Annotated in this window: 17 protein-coding genes; 14 read left to right on the top strand and 3 right to left on the bottom strand. The window is 70.6% G+C overall.

Annotation, left to right across the window (positions count from 1 at the left end; translation table 11 throughout):
* Positions 1-144 precede the first annotated feature (144 nt).
* Positions 145-639: an inorganic diphosphatase gene (locus ACGFNH_RS20260; RefSeq protein ID WP_360848767.1), complete on the bottom strand. Its 495-nt coding sequence runs from the start codon at positions 637-639 to the stop codon at positions 145-147.
* A gap of 86 nt (positions 640-725) precedes the next feature.
* On the opposite strand from ACGFNH_RS20260, the gene dacB reads away from it, so the two are divergent.
* The 6 genes from dacB (at position 726) to folE (ending at position 8,572) form a co-directional block, all read left to right on the top strand.
* On the top strand, positions 726-2,234 hold the full coding sequence (gene dacB, locus ACGFNH_RS20255; protein ID WP_393655574.1) for a D-alanyl-D-alanine carboxypeptidase/D-alanyl-D-alanine-endopeptidase: 1,509 nt from the start codon (positions 726-728) through the stop codon (positions 2,232-2,234).
* A 238-nt stretch (positions 2,235-2,472) separates the two neighbouring features.
* Complete coding sequence (locus tag ACGFNH_RS20250; protein ID WP_393655572.1) at positions 2,473-3,606, top strand: zinc-dependent metalloprotease; 1,134 nt, start codon at positions 2,473-2,475, stop codon at positions 3,604-3,606.
* A gap of 225 nt (positions 3,607-3,831) precedes the next feature.
* Positions 3,832-4,926 (top strand): tRNA lysidine(34) synthetase TilS, encoded by a 1,095-nt coding sequence (tilS, locus tag ACGFNH_RS20245; RefSeq protein ID WP_393655570.1) that lies wholly within the window; start codon positions 3,832-3,834, stop codon positions 4,924-4,926.
* Positions 4,927-5,024: 98 nt separating this feature from the next.
* Positions 5,025-5,564: a hypoxanthine phosphoribosyltransferase gene (gene hpt, locus ACGFNH_RS20240; protein WP_393656142.1), complete on the top strand. Its 540-nt coding sequence runs from the start codon at positions 5,025-5,027 to the stop codon at positions 5,562-5,564.
* Between the two features lie 248 nt (positions 5,565-5,812).
* Positions 5,813-7,846 (top strand): ATP-dependent zinc metalloprotease FtsH, encoded by a 2,034-nt coding sequence (gene ftsH / locus ACGFNH_RS20235; protein WP_393655568.1) that lies wholly within the window; start codon positions 5,813-5,815, stop codon positions 7,844-7,846.
* 120 nt (positions 7,847-7,966) lie between these two features.
* Positions 7,967-8,572 carry a GTP cyclohydrolase I FolE gene (gene folE, locus ACGFNH_RS20230; RefSeq protein ID WP_393655567.1) on the top strand — a complete coding sequence of 202 codons (606 nt, stop codon included), beginning with the start codon at positions 7,967-7,969 and terminating at the stop codon, positions 8,570-8,572.
* Here folE and ACGFNH_RS20225 read toward each other — a convergent pair.
* Positions 8,556-9,674: an alpha/beta hydrolase gene (locus ACGFNH_RS20225; RefSeq protein ID WP_393655565.1), complete on the bottom strand. Its 1,119-nt coding sequence runs from the start codon at positions 9,672-9,674 to the stop codon at positions 8,556-8,558. The two genes, folE and ACGFNH_RS20225, sit on opposite strands and share 17 nt — an antisense overlap.
* Positions 9,675-9,859: 185 nt before the next feature.
* On the opposite strand from ACGFNH_RS20225, the gene ACGFNH_RS20220 reads away from it, so the two are divergent.
* The 6 genes from ACGFNH_RS20220 to ACGFNH_RS20195 all read left to right on the top strand — a co-directional run bounded on the left by ACGFNH_RS20220 (position 9,860) and on the right by ACGFNH_RS20195 (position 14,994).
* Entirely contained in the window at positions 9,860-11,722 is a 1,863-nt protein-coding gene (locus tag ACGFNH_RS20220; protein ID WP_393655563.1) for a phosphatidylglycerol lysyltransferase domain-containing protein, read from the top strand.
* A 132-nt stretch (positions 11,723-11,854) separates the two neighbouring features.
* Complete coding sequence (gene folP / locus ACGFNH_RS20215; protein WP_393655561.1) at positions 11,855-12,709, top strand: dihydropteroate synthase; 855 nt, start codon at positions 11,855-11,857, stop codon at positions 12,707-12,709.
* Between the two features lie 69 nt (positions 12,710-12,778).
* Positions 12,779-13,225 carry a nuclear transport factor 2 family protein gene (locus ACGFNH_RS20210; RefSeq protein ID WP_393655559.1) on the top strand — a complete coding sequence of 149 codons (447 nt, stop codon included), beginning with the start codon at positions 12,779-12,781 and terminating at the stop codon, positions 13,223-13,225.
* Between the two features lie 244 nt (positions 13,226-13,469).
* Positions 13,470-13,829, top strand: coding sequence for a dihydroneopterin aldolase (folB, locus tag ACGFNH_RS20205; protein ID WP_393655557.1), 360 nt, complete (start codon positions 13,470-13,472; stop codon positions 13,827-13,829).
* Positions 13,826-14,422 (top strand): 2-amino-4-hydroxy-6-hydroxymethyldihydropteridine diphosphokinase, encoded by a 597-nt coding sequence (folK, locus tag ACGFNH_RS20200; RefSeq protein ID WP_393655555.1) that lies wholly within the window; start codon positions 13,826-13,828, stop codon positions 14,420-14,422. Before folB ends, folK begins: the two co-directional genes overlap by 4 nt.
* An 86-nt stretch (positions 14,423-14,508) precedes the next feature.
* Positions 14,509-14,994, top strand: coding sequence for a DUF3180 domain-containing protein (locus ACGFNH_RS20195; protein WP_393655553.1), 486 nt, complete (start codon positions 14,509-14,511; stop codon positions 14,992-14,994).
* A gap of 285 nt (positions 14,995-15,279) precedes the next feature.
* Here the strand turns inward: ACGFNH_RS20195 and ACGFNH_RS20190 are convergent, their stop codons facing one another.
* Positions 15,280-16,458: an ABC transporter ATP-binding protein gene (locus ACGFNH_RS20190; protein WP_393655551.1), complete on the bottom strand. Its 1,179-nt coding sequence runs from the start codon at positions 16,456-16,458 to the stop codon at positions 15,280-15,282.
* Positions 16,459-16,598: 140 nt separating this feature from the next.
* Here ACGFNH_RS20190 and ACGFNH_RS20185 point away from each other — a divergent pair, with 140 nt between their 5' ends.
* A complete protein-coding gene (locus tag ACGFNH_RS20185) occupies positions 16,599-17,282 on the top strand; it encodes an ABC transporter permease (RefSeq protein ID WP_393655549.1) in 684 nt (227 codons plus the stop codon).
* Between the two features lie 3 nt (positions 17,283-17,285).
* The gene (locus ACGFNH_RS20180) at positions 17,286-17,993 is read left to right on the top strand and encodes an ABC transporter permease (protein ID WP_393655547.1); all 708 of its coding nucleotides are present in this window, start codon (positions 17,286-17,288) and stop codon (positions 17,991-17,993) included.
* The last annotated feature ends 15 nt before the right edge of the window (positions 17,994-18,008 follow it).

Raw genomic sequence — 18,008 nt, 5'->3', positions numbered from 1 at the left:
ACGCGTAGAAACGCGCCGCTGGACGCCGGGCCGCATGAAAGGTGGAACGCCGAGTGGGGGGGGGGGGGGCGCGGGGGGGGGGGGCCCCCCCCCCGGGGGGGGGGCCCCCCCCCGACTGTGGGAGTAAGAGCGGTTGTCAGCCTCTCAGTGCTGACCACCCTGGGCTTCGAGGCGCTTGATCGAAGCTTCGATCTCGGCCTCCGCCTCGGTCCGGCCCACCCATGTGGCGCCTTCGACCGACTTGCCGGGCTCCAGGTCCTTGTAGACCTCGAAGAAGTGCTGGACCTCCAGCCGGTCGAACTCCGACACATGGTGGATGTCACGCAGGTGCTCGACGCGCGGATCGGACGCCGGTACGCAGAGCACCTTGTCGTCGCCGCCGGCCTCATCGGTCATCCGGAACATGCCGATCGCCCGGCACTTGATGAGGCACCCCGGAAACGTCGGCTCGTCAAGAATCACCAGGGCGTCCAGCGGGTCGCCGTCCTCGCCGAGGGTGTTCTCCACGAAGCCGTAGTCAGCCGGGTAGCTGGTCGAAGTGAAGAGTCGACGGTCGAGGCGGATGCGGCCGGTCTCGTGATCCACCTCGTACTTGTTCCGCGAACCCTTCGGAATCTCGATGGTGACGTCGAACTCCACGGGTGGCTCCTCCATGATCAGCACATACTTCGGGTGATTAAGTGTCCCTCACGCAGGTGTGTGGTCGCGAAAGGGGCTGGTCCGAGGTGCCCGAGGCCAAATCGTGGCAGTTCAGGTGGGCCGTCGAACGGTGGCGGGCGCTGCCGGCATGGCAGTTGCCCGTCGTATCCGCCCTGGTGGGACTGGCTGTCGCGGCCGGTGCCGTGACAGCGGCAGGACCCTGGGACTCCGGACAGCGTACGGCCGAGAGGGACCGCGCAGAGGCCGCGAGCGGCACGGGTGGCGAGGATCACGGCGAACAAACGGGCGGACGCTCGGGCCGTACGGCCGGTGGCGCCACCCCTCCGGCGGCCGCCGTCCTCGCCGCACTCGGCGCCGCGAGCCCGGCCCGGTCCCCGGATCCCGTGCCGCCGCCCACCCGGTCGGGCCTGGCCGACGCCCTCTCGCCGCTGCTGAAGGACCCGGCGCTCGGCCCTCTGCGTACGGCGTCCATCGTCGACGCCACGACCGGCAAGCAGCTCTACGGTTCGCGCGACGGCACCGCCGCCGTACCGGCGTCCACGATCAAGATCGCCACCGCCGTGGCGGCCCTCGACGCCCTCGGTCCCGACCACCGCATCGCGACGACCGTCGTGGAGGGCGCCGGGGACGGCGAGATCGTTCTCGTCGGCGGCGGCGACCCGACGCTGACGGCACGGGAGGCCAAGGGCCCGGACGCCCCCGCGAGCCTGCGCGCCCTCGCCGACAGGACCGCACGCGCCCTGAAGAGCCGCGGTGCGAAGAAGATCACGGTCGCGTACGACACCTCGGCCTACGGCGGGCCGGAGGAGCACTCCATCGGCCCCAACCCCAACCTCGCGCCCGTCAGCGCGCTCATGGCCGACGAGGGTCGCCTCGACGACAGCGTCAGTGGCCCGGCGCCGCGGACCGCCGTCCCGGCGGAGGACGCGGCGAAGACGTTCGCCGGGCTCCTCAGGGAGCGGGGCGTGAAGACCAAGGGCGACCCGCACGGCACGACCGCGGGCCGGAGGGCCGGCACGCTCGCCACTGTCCGTTCGCAGCCCCTGTCGGTCCTCGTCGAGCGCATGCTGACCGTCAGCGACAACGACATCGCCGAGGCGCTCGCCCGCCAGACGGCCATCGCCGACGGCGAACCGGCGAGCTTCGGCGGCGCCGAGAAGGCCGTGGCCGGCCGGTTGAAGAAGCTCGGCCTGCCGCTCTCCGGCACCCGCTTCGCGGACGGCAGCGGTCTCAGCCGCGATGACAAGGTGTCCGCGGGGCTTCTGGCCCAACTCCTCGTACGGGCCGCGGACACCGAACGCCCGGCCCTGCGACCGGTCCTCACCGGGCTCCCGGTGGCGGGCTTCAGCGGCACCCTGCGCAGCCGGTACGCGGACGCTCCCACGGGCACGGGCATGGTCCGCGCCAAGACCGGCACGCTCACGGGGGTGAACACGCTCGCGGGCACGGTCGTCGACGCGGACGGCCGTCTGCTCGCCTTCGCCTTCATGACGTCGGACGCCGTCGACGCGAAGGCGGCCCAGTCCGTCCTGGACCGCCTGGCGTCCACGGTCGCCAACTGCGGCTGCCGCTGACGGCGACGGTCGGGCCATCGGCGGCCCGGACTCACCTCGGACCCCGACCGTGCACCCGCGGCCGGGGGAGGAGCCGCTACGCCTCCCTGGCAGGGCCCGAGCCGCTCCGGCAGCCCGTCGCCCGTCCCTCTCATGAGGCCGCGATCCCGTGCCCCGTCAGGGATCGACGGCCCTCGGCAGGGGGCGCCGGCATGGTGAGGCCTCACCGCAAGCGCGTCCCAGCACGTACCGTGAATCCATGACGAGCATCGGTGGTGCCGAGATGGTCGACTGGAATCTCGCGGTCGCGACCGCGACCCGGCTCGTGCGGCCGGGTCCGGAAGTGAGCCGGGACGAGGCGCGGGCCGTGGTGTCCGAGCTGCGCCGGCACGCCAAGGCGTCCGAGGAGCATGTCCGGTCGTTCACGCGCATGGCGGAGGACGGAGCCGTCGGCGGACACGACACGCCGGTCCTGGTCGTCGACCGCCCCGGTTGGGTCAGGGCCAACGTCGCCGGGTTCCGCCAGATCCTCAAGCCGCTGCTGGAGAAGATGGAGGAGCGCCGCAACGGCCCTCCGGGAGGCGGCGTCCTCGGTGCCGTCGGCGGCAAGGTCACCGGCGTCGAGCTGGGAATGCTGCTGTCCTTCCTCGCCTCCCGGGTCCTGGGCCAGTACGAGACGTTCGCCCCGGCCGGGCGCGATCTTCCCGCTTCGCAGAACGGCGGCGGCCGACTCCTCCTCGTGGCGCCCAACATCGTGCACGTCGAGCGCGAACTCGACGTCCAGCCGCACGACTTCAGACTCTGGGTGTGCCTGCACGAGGAGACCCACCGCACTCAGTTCAGCGCCGTCCCCTGGCTGCGCGACCACATCGAGGGCGAGATCCAGGCGTTCCTCGCCGAGACCGAGATCGACCCCTCGACGCTCCTCGAGCGGCTGCGCGAAGCGGCCCAGTCGCTCACCGGCAACCGGCCCGAGAGCCCGTCCGACGGCGGCCGCAGCATCGTCGAGCTGGTGCAGACCCCTGCCCAGCGCGAGATCCTGGCCCGCCTCACGGCCGTCATGTCGCTGCTCGAAGGCCACGCCGACTACGTGATGGACGGGGTCGGCCCCCAGGTCGTGCCCTCGGTCGCCGAGATCCGCGAGAAGTTCCAGAAGCGCCGGGCCAGCGGCGCGGGACGGCTCGACCAGGCGCTGCGGAAGCTGCTCGGCCTGGACGCCAAGCTGCGCCAGTACCGGGACGGCGAGCGGTTCGTGCGGTCCGTGGTCGACGAGGTCGGCATCGCGGGCTTCAACCGCGTCTGGACGTCCCCCAACACCCTTCCGACCAAGGCCGAGATCGCCGAGCCGGCGGAATGGATCGCCCGGGTTCACCGCAAATCGGATGGGGCATAGGACAGCGTCATGAGGGGGGCGTGCACGGGGGCGCGGGAACTCCCGCCCAATCACCCGTCCGAGGGACCGTGGGGCAGGGATAGGCGTGCAATGCTCAGGGAACGGCTCGCCTCTGTCACCATCTACATACTCAGTGTGATGAAAGCCGTGACTGACAAGTCGTCACCGATAAGCCGTGACTGAGCCCTTGCGGCCCGGCACCGGCCCCGAGGAAGTGAACCGGACATGGGTCCCCATCCAGCGGTCGCAGCGATACGCCTGGCAGTGCGCCGCGCCCTGCACGACGTGCTCAACGACGCCCTGAGCGGCGCCGAGTCCTCCCGAACCGCCCCTCCCCCCGCAGCCGCCTCCCCGCGCCCGCTCGTCCTCGTCGCCTGCAGCGGTGGCGCCGACTCCATGGCGCTTGCCTCCGCCCTCGCGTTCGAGGCCCCCAAGCTGGACATCCGTGCCGGTGGGATCACCATCGACCACGGTCTCCAGGCGGGCTCCGATGTGCGTGCGGCCGAGGTCGCCGTCCGGCTGCGCGCGCTGCGCCTCGACCCGGTCGAGCACGTCGCCGTCAGCGTCGGACGCCAGGGCGGCCCCGAGGCCGCGGCGCGCGACGCCCGGTACGCCGCGCTCGACGAGGCCGCGGAGCGGCTCGGCGCCGCCGCGGTGCTCCTCGGCCACACCCGGGACGACCAGGCCGAGACCGTACTGCTGGGGCTCGCCCGCGGTTCGGGCATCCGCTCGCTGTCCGGCATGGCCGCCGTCTCCGGTGCCCGCGGCCGCTACCGGCGGCCCTTCCTCCACCTCGACCGCCAGACCGCGCGCAAGGCCTGCCTCGTCCAGTCCCTGCCGGTCTGGGACGACCCGCACAACGCCGACCCCGCCTACCTGCGCTCCCGCCTTCGCCACGAAGGGCTGCCCGCCCTGGAGAAGTCGCTGGGCAAGGGCGTCATCGAGGCCCTCGCCCGTACCGCGCAACTCTCGCGCGACGACGCCGACGCCCTCGACGCCTGGGCCGCCGACGCCGAGCGGACGGTCCGCGCGGACTCCTCCGCGGCGATCGCCGCGGACGCCGAGGCGAACGCCGCTCTGGACACCGCCAAGCTCTACGCCCTCCCGCCCGCCGTCCGCCGCCGTGTGCTCCGCCGGGCCGCCATCGCCGCGGGCTCCCCGCCCGGGTCCCTCTTCGCCAAGCACATCGAGGAAGTCGACCGGCTGATCACCGGCTGGCGCGGTCAGGGAGTCATCAACCTGCCCGGCCGGGTCGAGGCTCAGCGGCGGTGTGGCAGTCTGGTGATCCGGCGACGCGACGAGGCAGCCGCCGAACACTGAGCCGAATCCTTCGGCCACGCCGGGACTTGCGGCCAGAGGCGCCGCACGGCCCCGGTTCACCGGACCGACCGAGAGTGACGCGGGTGGACGACAAGGACATGGGCACCGACCTTCAGTCGGTGCTCATCACCAAAGAAGAGATCGACGTGAAGCTGGCCGAGCTGGCCGCGAAGATCGACGCGGAGTACGCGGGCAAGGATCTGCTCATCGTCGGTGTCCTCAAGGGCGCCGTGATGGTCATGGCGGACCTGGCCCGGGCCCTGTCCACCCCGGTGACGATGGACTGGATGGCGGTCTCCTCGTACGGGGCCGGCACCAAGTCCTCGGGCGTCGTGCGGATCCTCAAGGATCTCGACACCGACATCGCCGGCCGGGACGTGCTGATCGTCGAGGACATCATCGACTCCGGCCTGACGCTGTCCTGGCTGCTGTCGAACCTCAGCTCGCGCGGGCCGGCGTCGCTGAATGTGTGCACGCTGCTGCGCAAGCCCGAGGCCGCCAAGGTCGCCATCGACGTGAAGTACGTGGGATTCGACATCCCGAACGAGTTCGTCGTCGGCTACGGCCTCGACTACGCGGAGAAGTACCGCAATCTGCCGTTCGTGGGCACGCTCGCGCCGCACGTCTACGGCGGCTGAACGGCCCCGCCCCGTCGCACCGACGGTGGACTTCCCGCCCGGGAACGTCTCCCGGTTTTCCGCCGTTGGAGCATGGGAAGGCGGTTTTGTTAACCGTCCGGGGCGGCGTCGGGTGACAATGCTGGGGTACGGTCCGAAGGTCGGACTCGCAATAGGTCGGGTAATACACCGTACGCACTGACGGTTCCAGCAGGAGCTGTCGTGCCTCACTGTGGCAGGAGGGACGGGGTGCAGAACGCCCCGTATGGATGGACGTGAAGCGCTACTTCCGTGGGCCGGTCATGTGGATCGTGCTGGCCGTCCTCGCCGTGGTCGTGTTGATGCAGGTCGTCGGTTCGTCCGGCGGCTACAAGACGGTGGACACCGGCCAGGTTGTTCAGGCCATCGCCGAGAACAAGGTCAAGTCCGCCGAACTCACCACCGGCGACGAAAACAAGATCAAGGTCGAACTCAAGGACGGCCAAAAGGTCGAGGACAGCACCAAGCTGCAGGCCAGCTACATCGGTGACCAGGGTGCCCAGCTCGCCCAGGACCTCCAGGCCAAGACCAACGACAACGACAAGAACACCCTGCCCGACGGCTACACGGTGTCGCCGTCGAAGCAGAACCCGTTCGTCGGCGTCCTGCTGTCGCTGCTGCCGTTCGTCCTCATCGTCGTCGTCTTCCTGTTCCTGATGAACCAGATGCAGGGCGGCGGCTCCCGAGTGATGAACTTCGGGAAGTCCAAGGCCAAGCTGATCACCAAGGACACCCCGAAGACGACGTTCTCCGACGTGGCCGGTTCCGACGAGGCCGTCGAGGAGCTCCAGGAGATCAAGGAGTTTCTCCAGGAGCCCGCGAAGTTCCAGGCCGTCGGCGCCAAGATCCCGAAGGGTGTTTTGCTCTACGGCCCGCCCGGCACCGGTAAGACGCTGCTCGCGCGTGCCGTCGCGGGCGAGGCGGGCGTGCCGTTCTACTCGATCTCGGGTTCCGACTTCGTCGAGATGTTCGTCGGCGTCGGTGCCTCCCGGGTCCGTGACCTCTTCGAGCAGGCCAAGGCGAACGCCCCGGCGATCGTCTTCGTCGATGAGATCGACGCCGTCGGCCGGCACCGCGGTGCGGGCCTCGGCGGTGGTCACGACGAGCGCGAGCAGACCCTGAACCAGCTCCTCGTCGAGATGGACGGCTTCGACGTGAAGGGCGGCGTCATCCTGATCGCCGCCACGAACCGGCCCGACATCCTCGACCCCGCGCTCCTGCGCCCCGGCCGCTTCGACCGGCAGATCGCCGTCGACCGCCCGGACATGCAGGGCCGTCTGGAGATCCTCAAGGTCCACCAGAAGGGCAAGCCGGTCGCGCCGGACGTGGACCTGAGTGCGGTCGCGCGCCGTACGCCGGGCTTCACCGGTGCCGATCTGTCGAACGTTCTCAACGAGGCCGCGCTGCTCACGGCCCGCAGTGACGCGAAGCTGATCGACAACCACTTCCTGGACGAGGCGATCGACCGTGTCGTGGCCGGCCCGCAGAAGCGGACCCGGATCATGAGCGACAAGGAGAAGAAGATCACCGCGTATCACGAGGGCGGACACGCCCTGGTCGCGGCGGCTTCTCCCAACAGCGACCCCGTCCACAAGATCACGATCCTGTCCCGAGGCAGAGCCCTCGGCTACACGATGGTGCTGCCGGACGAGGACAAGTACTCCACCACACGCAACGAGATGCTGGACCAGCTCGCGTACATGCTGGGCGGCCGCGCTGCGGAGGAGCTCGTCTTCCACGACCCCACCACGGGCGCGGCGAACGACATCGAGAAGGCGACCGCGACGGCCCGCGCGATGGTCACGCAGTACGGCATGACCGAGCGGCTCGGCGCGATCAAGTTCGGCTCGGACCAGTCCGAGCCCTTCCTCGGCCGTGAGATGTCTCACCAGCGCGACTACTCCGAGGAGGTCGCCGCGCTGGTCGACGAGGAGGTCAAGAAGCTCATCGAGGCGGCGCACAACGACGCCTGGGAGATCCTGGTCGAGAACCGGGACGTCCTGGACAACCTCGTTCTCGCGCTGCTGGAGAAGGAGACCCTCGGCAAGGAGGAGATCGCGGAGATCTTCCAGACCGTGGTGAAGCGCCCGTCGCGCCCGGCCTGGACCGGATCCTCGCGGCGTACGCCCTCCACCCGCCCGCCGGTGCTCTCCCCGAAGGAACTGAGCATGGCCAACGGTGCGCAGCCGGGTGCCGGCACGGCACCCGCCAGGGTTCCGACGGAGAAGGCCGACCGCCCGGAGGAGAGCGGCTCCGAGAGCTGATCCCCGGGTACCAGGCCCCATGGGGTCCGGAATGAAAGCCGCGCCCCCTCAGGTTCTAACCTGAGGGGGCGCGGCTTTTCGGCCATGCGCCTGCACGAACGCAAGAGGATCGAGGCACAGATGACGGACCCGGTGACGCTGGACGGGGACAGCCCCATCGGCGAGTTCGATGAGAAGCGGGCCGAGAACGCCATCCGCGACCTGCTGATCGCCGTGGGCGAGGACCCGGACCGGGACGGACTGCTGGAGACCCCGGCTCGGGTGGCGCGGGCCTACAAGGAGATCTTCGCGGGCCTGCGCCAGTCACCGGAGGAGGTCCTGACGACGACCTTCGACCTCGGTCACGACGAGATGGTGCTGGTCAAGGACATCGAGGTCTACAGCACCTGCGAGCACCACCTCGTGCCCTTCCACGGCGTAGCCCACGTGGGCTACATCCCGTCCACCGACGGCAAGATCACCGGCCTGTCGAAGCTCGCCCGGCTCGTCGACGTCTACGCCCGCCGCCCGCAGGTGCAGGAGCGGATGACGACGCAGATCGCCGACTCCCTCATGCAGATCCTCGAGCCGCGCGGCGTGATCGTCGTCGTCGAGTGCGAGCACATGTGCATGTCGATGCGCGGCATAAGGAAGCCGGGGGCGAAGACCATCACCTCGGCGGTGCGGGGTCAGCTCCGTGACCCCGCCACGCGTTCCGAGGCGATGAGCCTCATCGTGGCGCACTGAGGCGGTTCGACAGCCAGTCCAGCGCCGCGGGGACTTCGCGGTTCCAGGTGTTGGTGTTGTGTCCGCCGCTCTTGAGGATGATCGACGACACCTTCATCGGCTTCTTCGCCTTGGAGATGAACGTCAGGGTGTCCTTGTAGTTGTGCTCGCCCTTCTTGCTGGTGGCGACGAGCACGGACACCGGCGGCATGGGCTGGTGGTTCAGGCGCCAGAGCATGTCGTTCTCCCGCTCGAGCTGCTTGCTGCCGCCGAAGAGGTCGCCGGTGGTCGCGTCCAGCGGTGCCTTGTACGTCCCCGAGAGGGCGGCTGCCGCCGAGAAGGACTGCGGGTGGCGCATCGCCATCTTGAGCGCGCAGTAGCCGCCGGTTGAGTTGCCGATCACGCCCCAGCTACGCGCCTTCTCGCCCACCCGGTAGTGGGAGCCGATGGCCGCGCGTACGTCGCGGGTGAAGAAGGTCTCCGTCTGCGGGCCTTCGGGGACGTCCACGCACTCGGTGTCCCGCGGCGGGGCGACGGTCGGCCGCATCATGACCAGGATCGTGGGCTTCATGGTGCCCGCCTCGATGTGCTCGGTCGCGGTCTGCGGGTACCGCAGCCGCGTGATGAGGTTCTCGGCCGTGCCGGGGAAGCCGGTGAGGACGACGGCCGCCGGGAACTCCTTGGAGGCGTGGCGCTTCTGGAAGTACTGCGGGGGGAGATAGACGTACGCGGGTGACCCCAGGCCCGTGGTCTTCCCGCGGATCTGCACCTTGTCGATGCGGCCCGATCGCTTGGGGCTGCCGCCGCCCGGTACGCCCACGCCCTGCGATCCGACCACATGGAGCTGGGCCGAGGCGTCCTGGCCGTGGTCCACGACGATGCCCATGTCCGTATTGGTGCCGAACAGGTCGGCCCACGAGCCGTAGAAGCCGAAGTAGTTGTTGGCCGTGAGGCCACCGGCGGCGAGGATCGAGAGCTGTGTCGCCAGCAGGACGCCTATTCGGCCGAGTACGGCGCGGGTGCCGCGGCGGCCGAGACGCGGCCAGAACCAGACGGTGAGCGTGAACAGCGCGATCGTCGCGACGATCGCGAGCAGCAGCACCTTTTTGCTGGTGAGACCCATGAATCGCTTCCTGTGCGGGCGACCCGGCTTGTCCGGGGCGCGGTGGGAAGAGCTCCACCGCTTCCGGACCCTCGGGCCGGACCGATGGAACCCGGGCCCCCGAAGCGGCGTCCTACAGGTCGCAAATCCTCCGGACGGCGTGACCGGTCGCCGGAGAAAATGTCACGACGGAGCCACGGGAAGCGATGTCTGTCAGGGTAGATGGCGAAAAGTCCGATGCGGTTCCGGTGCGGCACAGGGGGCTGCGCCGGGTGCTGCGCGGGCCGCGACCCGAGAAAGTGCCCGGTCTCGTCGGGACGGCGTGCGCGATCATCGGTTTCCTCGATGTGGCCGCCGGGGTCTTTCCCCGGTTCCGGAACAGCCGGATGCACGCCGTCGCCGAGGTCCTTCCGGGCGCCCTCGGCCCGTTCGCCGCGGCCCTCGCGATCAGCGCGGGTGTCCTGCTGCTGCTTCTGGCCCACGGCCTCAAGCGCCGCAAGCGGCGTGCGTGGGTGGCGGCCGTCGTGCTGCTGCCCGCGGGCGCGGTGGCGCAGTTCCTCTACCGCCACTCCGTCATCGGCACACTGCTCTCCCTGGCGCTGCTGGCTCTTCTGCTGCACCACCGGGACGAGTTCGCCGCCCTCCCCGACCCACGCAGCCGCTGGAAGGCACTGGCCAACCTCGTACTGCTCGGGATCGGCAGCATCGGCCTCGGCCTGATCATCGTCAGCTCCCACCCGCACCGGGTCGTGGGCGATCCGAGCTTCCTCATGCGCCTGGAGCATGTGCTGTACGGGCTGGTGGGCATCGAGGGCCCGGTCGGCTACGCGGGCCAGGTGTCCTGGACCGTCGGCTACTCGCTGGGCGCACTCGGCCTGTTGACCGCCATCACCACCCTCTACCTCGCGCTGCGCCCCGAGTCGCCCGCCGCCCGTCTCACCGATGACGACGAGTCGCGCCTGCGGGAACTGCTGGAGCAGCACGGAGACCGGGACTCGCTCGGCCACTTCGCGCTGCGCCGCGACAAGGGCGTCGTCTTCTCGCCGTCCGGCAAGGCCGCCGTCTGCTACCGGGTCGTCTCCGGTGTGATGCTGGCGAGCGGCGACCCGATAGGCGATGTCGAGGCGTGGCCGGGCGCCATCGAGCAGTTCATGGAGCAGGCGCGGCTGCACTCGTGGACCCCTGCGGTCATGGGCTGCAGCGAGACCGGCGGCCACGTCTGGACCCGGGAGACCGGTCTTGACGCGCTGGAGCTGGGCGACGAAGCCGTTGTGCACGTACCGGACTTCACGCTCTCCGGCCGTGCCATGCGCAACGTCCGGCAGATGGTGAAGCGGATCGAGCGGGGCGGCTACGTGACGCGGGTGCGCCGCGTGGCCGACATCCGCCCCGAGGAGCTGGACCGCGTCCGCCGGGCCGCGGCGGACTGGCGCGGGACCGACACCGAGCGCGGCTTCTCGATGGCACTCGGCCGGATCGGCGACCCGGCGGACAGCGATTGTGTGATCGCCACTGCCCACAAGGCCGACGAGGACGGAAACCCGGGCCCGTACGGCGACTTGAAGGCCGTTCTGCACTTCGTGCCCTGGGGTCCGGACGGGATGTCCCTCGATCTGATGCGGCGTGACCGGTCGGCGGACCCGGGTATGAACGAGCTGTTGATCGTGGCCGCGCTGCAGGCCGCGCCGGAGCTGGGTGTGCAGCGGGTGTCGCTGAACTTCGCGATGTTCCGCTCCGCGCTGGCACGCGGCGAGCGGCTGGGCGCGGGGCCGGTGCTCCGCGGATGGCGCGGACTGCTGGTGTTCCTCTCGCGCTGGTTCCAGATCGAGTCGCTCTACAAGTTCAACGCCAAGTTCCGCCCCGTCTGGGAGCCGCGGTTCCTGGTCTTCCGCAACACCCGCGACCTGCCGCGCATCGGATTCGCGGCGATGCAGGCCGAAGGCTTCGTCACGCTCGGACTCCCGCGGCCCTTCAACCGCGGCGGCGCGGCCCGGCAGGCCAGGCCGTGCCCGCATCTGCCCGCGGTGACGCCGGCCCGGACGGCCGAACGGGAGCCGCAGGCGGCCTAGACCGGAGCCCCTTCGCGGAGGGCGCGGGTCGGCCGCGGGGTGTACGTCGGACGGCCGGTCGTGCGTACGTCGGACGGCTGCCCGCGCGCCCCGCCCGCCGCCTGCCAGGGAGGTCCGGCCTAGTCTGGGGGCATGAGTACGTTGCGCGGCCGGGTGGCCGGCCTCCCGGGGTGGGATCGCTGTGCCGTGATGGGCGTGGTCAACGTAACGCCCGACTCGTTCTCGGACGGAGGCCGCTGGTTCGACACCGAGGCGGCGATCAAGCGCGGGCTCGACCTCGCTGCCACGGGGGCCGACCTGGTGGACGTCGGTGGAGAGTCGACCCGCCCCGGCGCCTCGCGGGTGGACGAGGACGAGGAGTTGCGCCGTGTCGTCCCGGTCGTTCGGGGCCTGGCCGACGAAGGGGTCGTGGTGTCCGTGGACACCATGCGGGCCTCGGTCGCCGAGCAGGCGGTCGCCGCCGGAGCGGTGCTCGTCAACGATGTGAGCGGCGGTCTCGCGGACCCGGCGATGGTGCCGGTGGTGGCCGCGGCGCAGGTGCCCTTCGTCGTGATGCACTGGCGCGGTTTCAGCCAGGACATGAACAGCCGCGCGGTCTACGGGGACGTGGTCGCGGAAGTCGCCGCCGAACTGCGCGGGCGTATGGACGCGGTGGTCGCGGGGGGTGTCGACCCCGAGCGGATCGTGGTCGACCCGGGCCTCGGCTTCGCGAAGGAGGCCGACCACGACCTGGCCCTGGTCGCGCACCTGCGGGAGCTCCGCGCGCTGGGCCGGCCGCTGCTGGTGGCCGCCTCGCGCAAGCGGTTCCTCGGACGCGTCCTGGCCTCAGAGGACGGCAGCCCGCCGCCGGCACGCGAGCGGGATGCGGCCACTGCCGCCGTCTCGGCCATAGCGGCCCGCGAGGGCGCCTGGGCGGTGCGGGTGCACGAGGTACGGCCGACGGCGGACGCGGTGCGTGTGGCCCGTGCGGTGGAGGGGGCAGAGTGAGCGGCGAGGGGACAGCGTGAACGACGCACGGGGTGCGGAAGACGACGGCCTGACGGGCCAGGGGGTGCTGTGAGCGCGGCCCGCACGGACCGCGAGGTGGTCGAGCAGGCGAACACGGCCCTCTACGAGGCCATGGAGCAGGGCGACTTCGAGACCCTGTCCGGAATGTGGCTGGACGGTGACGTGAGCTGCGTGCACCCCGGCTGGCCCGTGCTGCGCGGCCACAACGAGGTGCTCCGCTCGTACGCCCTGATCATGGCGAACACCGACTACATCCAGTTCTTCCTGACCGATGTCGAAGTCACCGTCGAGGACGACACCGCACTGGTGACCTGCACCGAGAACATCCTCAGCGGCGGCCCCGCCGAGGAGGAGGGCGAGCTGGGGCCGCTCGTCGGCCAGCTCGTGGTGGCGACGAATGTGTTCCGTCGCACAGCGGATGGCTGGAAGGTGTGGTCTCATCACGGCTCGCCCGTGCTCGCCGACACCCAGGACGAGGAGGACGGCGAGAGCTGATCGCCGTACAGCCCGCGCCCCGGTCCCACCCGTTCGAGCCAAGCAGGGGCCGGGTAGGGGTGGAGGACAAGGCCGTGGGTAGGCACGGCCTGTGCGGCACGACACGTCGGGCACGACCGGCCCGGCGCGTGGACGCGGCACCGTGGGCGGGGCCTGTCCGTGCCCGCAGGTAGATTCGTGTGCGCGTGGCATCGGCCGGAGGGTCGTGCGCGCCCGATACAGACGACCAGCAGGAGTGATTCGCGTGGACCGTGTCGCGCTGCGCGGCCTGAGGGCCCGTGGGCACCACGGGGTGTTCCCGCAGGAACGCGAGGAGGGCCAGACCTTCGTCGTGGACCTGGTGCTGGGCCTGGACACCCGCCCGGCGGCCGCAGGCGACGACCTCGCGAAGACCGTGCACTACGGGGTGGTGGCCGAGGAGGTCGTGGACATCGTCCAGGGCGAACCGGTCGACCTGATCGAGACGCTGGCGGAGCGGATCGCCCAGCAGTGCCTGAAGCACGGGGCCGTGGAGGAGGTCGAGGTCGTCGTGCACAAGCCGGACGCCCCGATCACCGTGCCCTTCGACGACGTGACCATCACGATCACCCGGAGCCGAGTATGAGCACCAGCAGCGACCCGACCGTGCAGCCCGTGCCCGCTGCGGTGGTCCAGCAGGTCGACGCGGCCGACGTGACGCTGAGCAATCCCAAACGCGCGGTGATCGCCCTGGGCAGCAACCTGGGCAACCGCCTGGAGACGCTCCAGGGTGCGATCGACGCCCTGGAGGACACCCCCGGGCTCCGCGTCAGGGCGGTCTCACCCGTCTACGAGACGCAGCCGTGGGGTGTGGACCCGGCTTCGCAGCCGACGTATTTCAACGCCGTGGTGCTGGTCAAGACGACCCTGCCGCCGTCCTCGCTGCTGGAGCGCTCGCACGCGATCGAGGAGGCCTTCGAGCGGGTGCGGGACGAGCGCTGGGGGCCGCGGACGCTGGACGTGGACATCGTGGCGTACCAGGACGTGCGCTCGGACGACCCCGGGCTGACGCTGCCGCACCCGCGCGCCCACGAGCGCGCCTTCGTCCTGGTGCCGTGGCACGACGTCGAGCCGGCCGCCGAGGTCCCCGGCCACGGAGCCGTCGCCGAGCTGCTGGCCGCCGTGGGGCGTTCGGGCGTCGTACCGCGTACGGACCTGGAACTCCGCCTGCCCGAGTAGTCGTTAGGCTCCCCGGTACGGGCCGTGGACCGTTGGCCGCATCCCGGCCGCACGGGCACGGGTGGCATCGCGAGGAGAGAGAACCAGTGAAGGAGCTGCGGGTCAGGATCCTGGTCGGGCTGTTCGTCGTGGCCGCGGTGCTGTCCTGGGCCGGCGCACGCCTGTGGGACACCTTCGGCACGCTGCCCCGGGTACCGGTGGCCGCGCCGATCGTGCTCGCGGTGATCGCTGCCGTCCTCGCCGCGACCGCGCTGGCGCTGCGCGCGCGGCTGAAGGCTCAGCGGGAGCGGCGGCCGGGTGCGAAGGGCGTGGACCCGATGGTCGCCGCCCGTGCCGTGGTCTTCGGACAGGCGAGCGCCCTGGTCGCGTCGCTGGTCGCCGGCATGTACGGGGGCACGTTCCTCTTCCTGCTGCTGGACGGGCTGGACGCGGGGCCGCGCCGGGACCAGGCGATCTACTCGGGGCTCTCGGTGGTGACGGGGATCGCGGTGGTGGTCGCGGCGCTGTTCCTGGAGCGGGTGTGCAAGCTCCCGGAGGACGAGGACGACAAGCCGCAGGGCGCAGCGGCGTAGGGGTTGTCCCGTCATCCAGGGCGGGCGCGCTGAGTGAGCCGCGGCTCCGGCACGGCTTTGCCTGGAGGTGCCCCCGGCTGCGTTGTCGGATCGTCCGATGCGAACCGTAGGAGGACGACCCGCTGCCTTGCGCAGCAGCTACCGCTGGGAGGCGCCCCCTGCACCGCATCCGAGGCCGTGCGCTGGTCCACCGGGGATTTCGGGAGCCCTTGGCGGCGCAGCGGCGGTGGAGCGGCCCGGGGACGGGCCGCCGGACGGCCCCGATCCCCGGGCGGGGAGGCCGGGTTACGCCCCGGCCACCGTCTCCAGTTCCACGTCCTCGCGTGCGATCGCGTTCGCGTCCGCGTCGATGGAGCGCCGGAGCGCCTCGTGGAGGCGGGCCGGGGTGAGGACGCCGAGGAAGCGCTCCCCGTCCACGACCGCGATCCAGCCCGCGTCGTGCTGGAGCATCGTGCTGAACGCCTGCTTCAGGGTGGAGCCCAGCGGAAGCCAGGCCTCCATACGGCGGGCGCGCTCCCGGACCGTGCCCTTGAGCGTGTTCTTCGCCGAGGAGCCGTTGGTCACCGAGTCCAGTGAGATCCAGCCGTGGAGATTGTCGGAGTCGTCCAGGACGACGGCCCAACGCGCGTCCTCCTCGGTCAGCCGCGCCGTGGCTTTCGGGAGCGGGTCGTCGAGGTGGACGACCGGCGGCTGTTCGAGGTCGCTCGCCTCGATCACGGTCACGGACAGCCGCTTGAGGCCCCGGTCGGCACCCACGAAGTCGGCGACGTACGGGGTGGCGGGGGCGCCGAGGACGGCGGCGGGCGGGTCGAACTGCTCGATGCGCCCCTCCCCGTAGACGGCGATGCGGTCGCCGAGGCGTACCGCCTCCTCGATGTCGTGGGTGACGAAGAGGACGGTCTTCCGCACCTGGGACTGCAGGCGCAGGAATTCGTTCTGCAGATGTTCGCGCACGACCGGGTCGACGGCGCCGAAGGGCTCGTCCATGAGCAGGACGGGCGGGTCGGCGGCGAGGGCGCGGGCGACGCCGACGCGCTGGCGCTGGCCGCCGGAGAGCTGGTCGGGGTAGCGGTTGCCGTGGACGGACGGGTCGAGGCCGACCAGGTCGAGCAGTTCGGCCGCCCGCGCGCGGGCTTTCTTGCGGTGCCAGCCGAGGAGGTGCGGGACAGTGGCGGTGTTGTCGAGGACCGTCCGGTGCGGGAAGAGGCCCACCTGTTGGATGACGTAGCCGATGCGACGCCGCAGCTTCACCGGGTCGATGGTTGAAATGTCCTGATCCTCCAGGAAGATGCGCCCGGAGGTGGGTTCGATGAGGCGGTTGACCATCTTCATCGTCGTGGTCTTGCCGCAGCCCGAAGGTCCGACGAGCGTGACCAGCTCGCCCTCCGCGACATCGAAGGACAGGTCGTCGACGGCGGTGGTGCCGTCGGCGTAGCGCTTGGTGACGTGCTCGAAGCGGATCATGACACCTCATTGTGGCCGGTCATGGGCCGGAAACGTATGAAGAAACTATTGCGGCAGTGTGGCAGTCTTCACCGATTGTCAGTCCTTGGGGATAGGGTCGCCAGGTCTTGGTTCGCTGAAGTCCGGGGAGGTGGGCGAGCGTGGCGGGCTGTCTGGCGGATGACGTATGGATCTGCGGCGAGTACGTCAGCTCCCGCAGCCAGGAGTTGATGGACGCCACCGTCCAGCACATCTCCATCACGGCCGCGGCGGTCTCGATCGGACTGCTGGTCGCCTTTCCGCTGGCCCTGCTCGCCCGCAGCCGGGGCGGATTCGCCGGGCCCGTGCTGGGCCTGACCTCCGTGCTCTACACCGTGCCGTCGCTCGCGATGTTCTCGCTGCTGATGCCGTTGTTCGGAGTCTCGGTCTCCGTGGTCGTCACCGGTCTCGTGCTGTACTCGCTGACCGTCCTCGTACGGAACATCCTCGCCGGGCTCGACGCGGTGCCCGAGGAGGCCCGCGAGGCCGCCCGCGGGATGGGATACGGGCCGGTGCGGCTGCTGTTCGAGGTCGAGCTGCCGCTCGCGCTGCCCGCGCTGATCGGAGGTGTGCGTATCGCCACCGTCTCCACGATCGCGCTCACCACGGTCGGTGCCATCGTCGGATACGGCGGCCTGGGCACGCTCATCCTGGAGGGCCTCGACACCTACTTCAAACCCCAGGTGCTCACCGCCTCCGTCATCTGCGTGGTGCTCGCCGTCACCGCGGACATCGCGCTGCTCGGTATGCAGCGGCTGCTCACACCGTGGACGCGCGTCCAGGCGCGTGCGGCGAAGGCGAGCTGACCGATGGGTGCGATCACCGGTTCCTGGACCTGGCTGACCACGGGCGCCAACTGGGCGGGGGAGAGCGGAGTGTGGCACCGGCTCGGTGAACACCTCTACTTCACCTCCGTGTGCCTGCTGCTGGCCTGCCTGATCGCGCTGCCGATCGCCCTGTATCTCGGGCATATCGGCAAAGGTGGGGCGCTTGCCGTCAATCTGTCCAATGTCGGGCGGGCCGTTCCCACGCTCGCCGTGCTGGTGCTGCTCACGCTCACCCCGCTCGGCAAGCAGGGCGACCTGCCGACGATCATCGCGCTGGTGCTCTTCGCCGTACCGCCTCTGCTGACCAACGCCTACATCGGGATGCGCGAGGTGGACGGCGCCGTGGTGGAGGCCGCCCGGGGGATGGGCATGTCGGGCGGCCAGCTCTTCCTGCGGGTCGAACTCCCCCTCGCCTACCCGCTGATCATGACCGGCCTGCGCTCGGCGGCCGTCCAGGTGGTCGCCACGGCGACGCTCGCCGCGATGGCCGGCGAAGGCGGCCTCGGCCGGATCATCACGAACGGCTTCAACACGTACAACACCGCGCAGGTGGTGGCCGGGGCGGTGCTCGTGGCCGCACTGGCCCTGCTCGTCGAAGCCCTCCTCGTCGCCGCGGGGCGGCTCCTCGACCCCATGCGGCGGCGTCCCGTCGCGGCAGCCCCGGCCCCGGCCGTGGTCAAGGCAGTCTGAACAACGATCGGTTGG

This window comes from Streptomyces sp. NPDC048639 (assembly GCF_043199075.1).
Lineage (GTDB): Bacteria > Actinomycetota > Actinomycetes > Streptomycetales > Streptomycetaceae > Streptomyces.
Note: the sequence above shows the minus strand (reverse complement) of the source record. Positions and strands in the feature narration are given on the sequence as shown.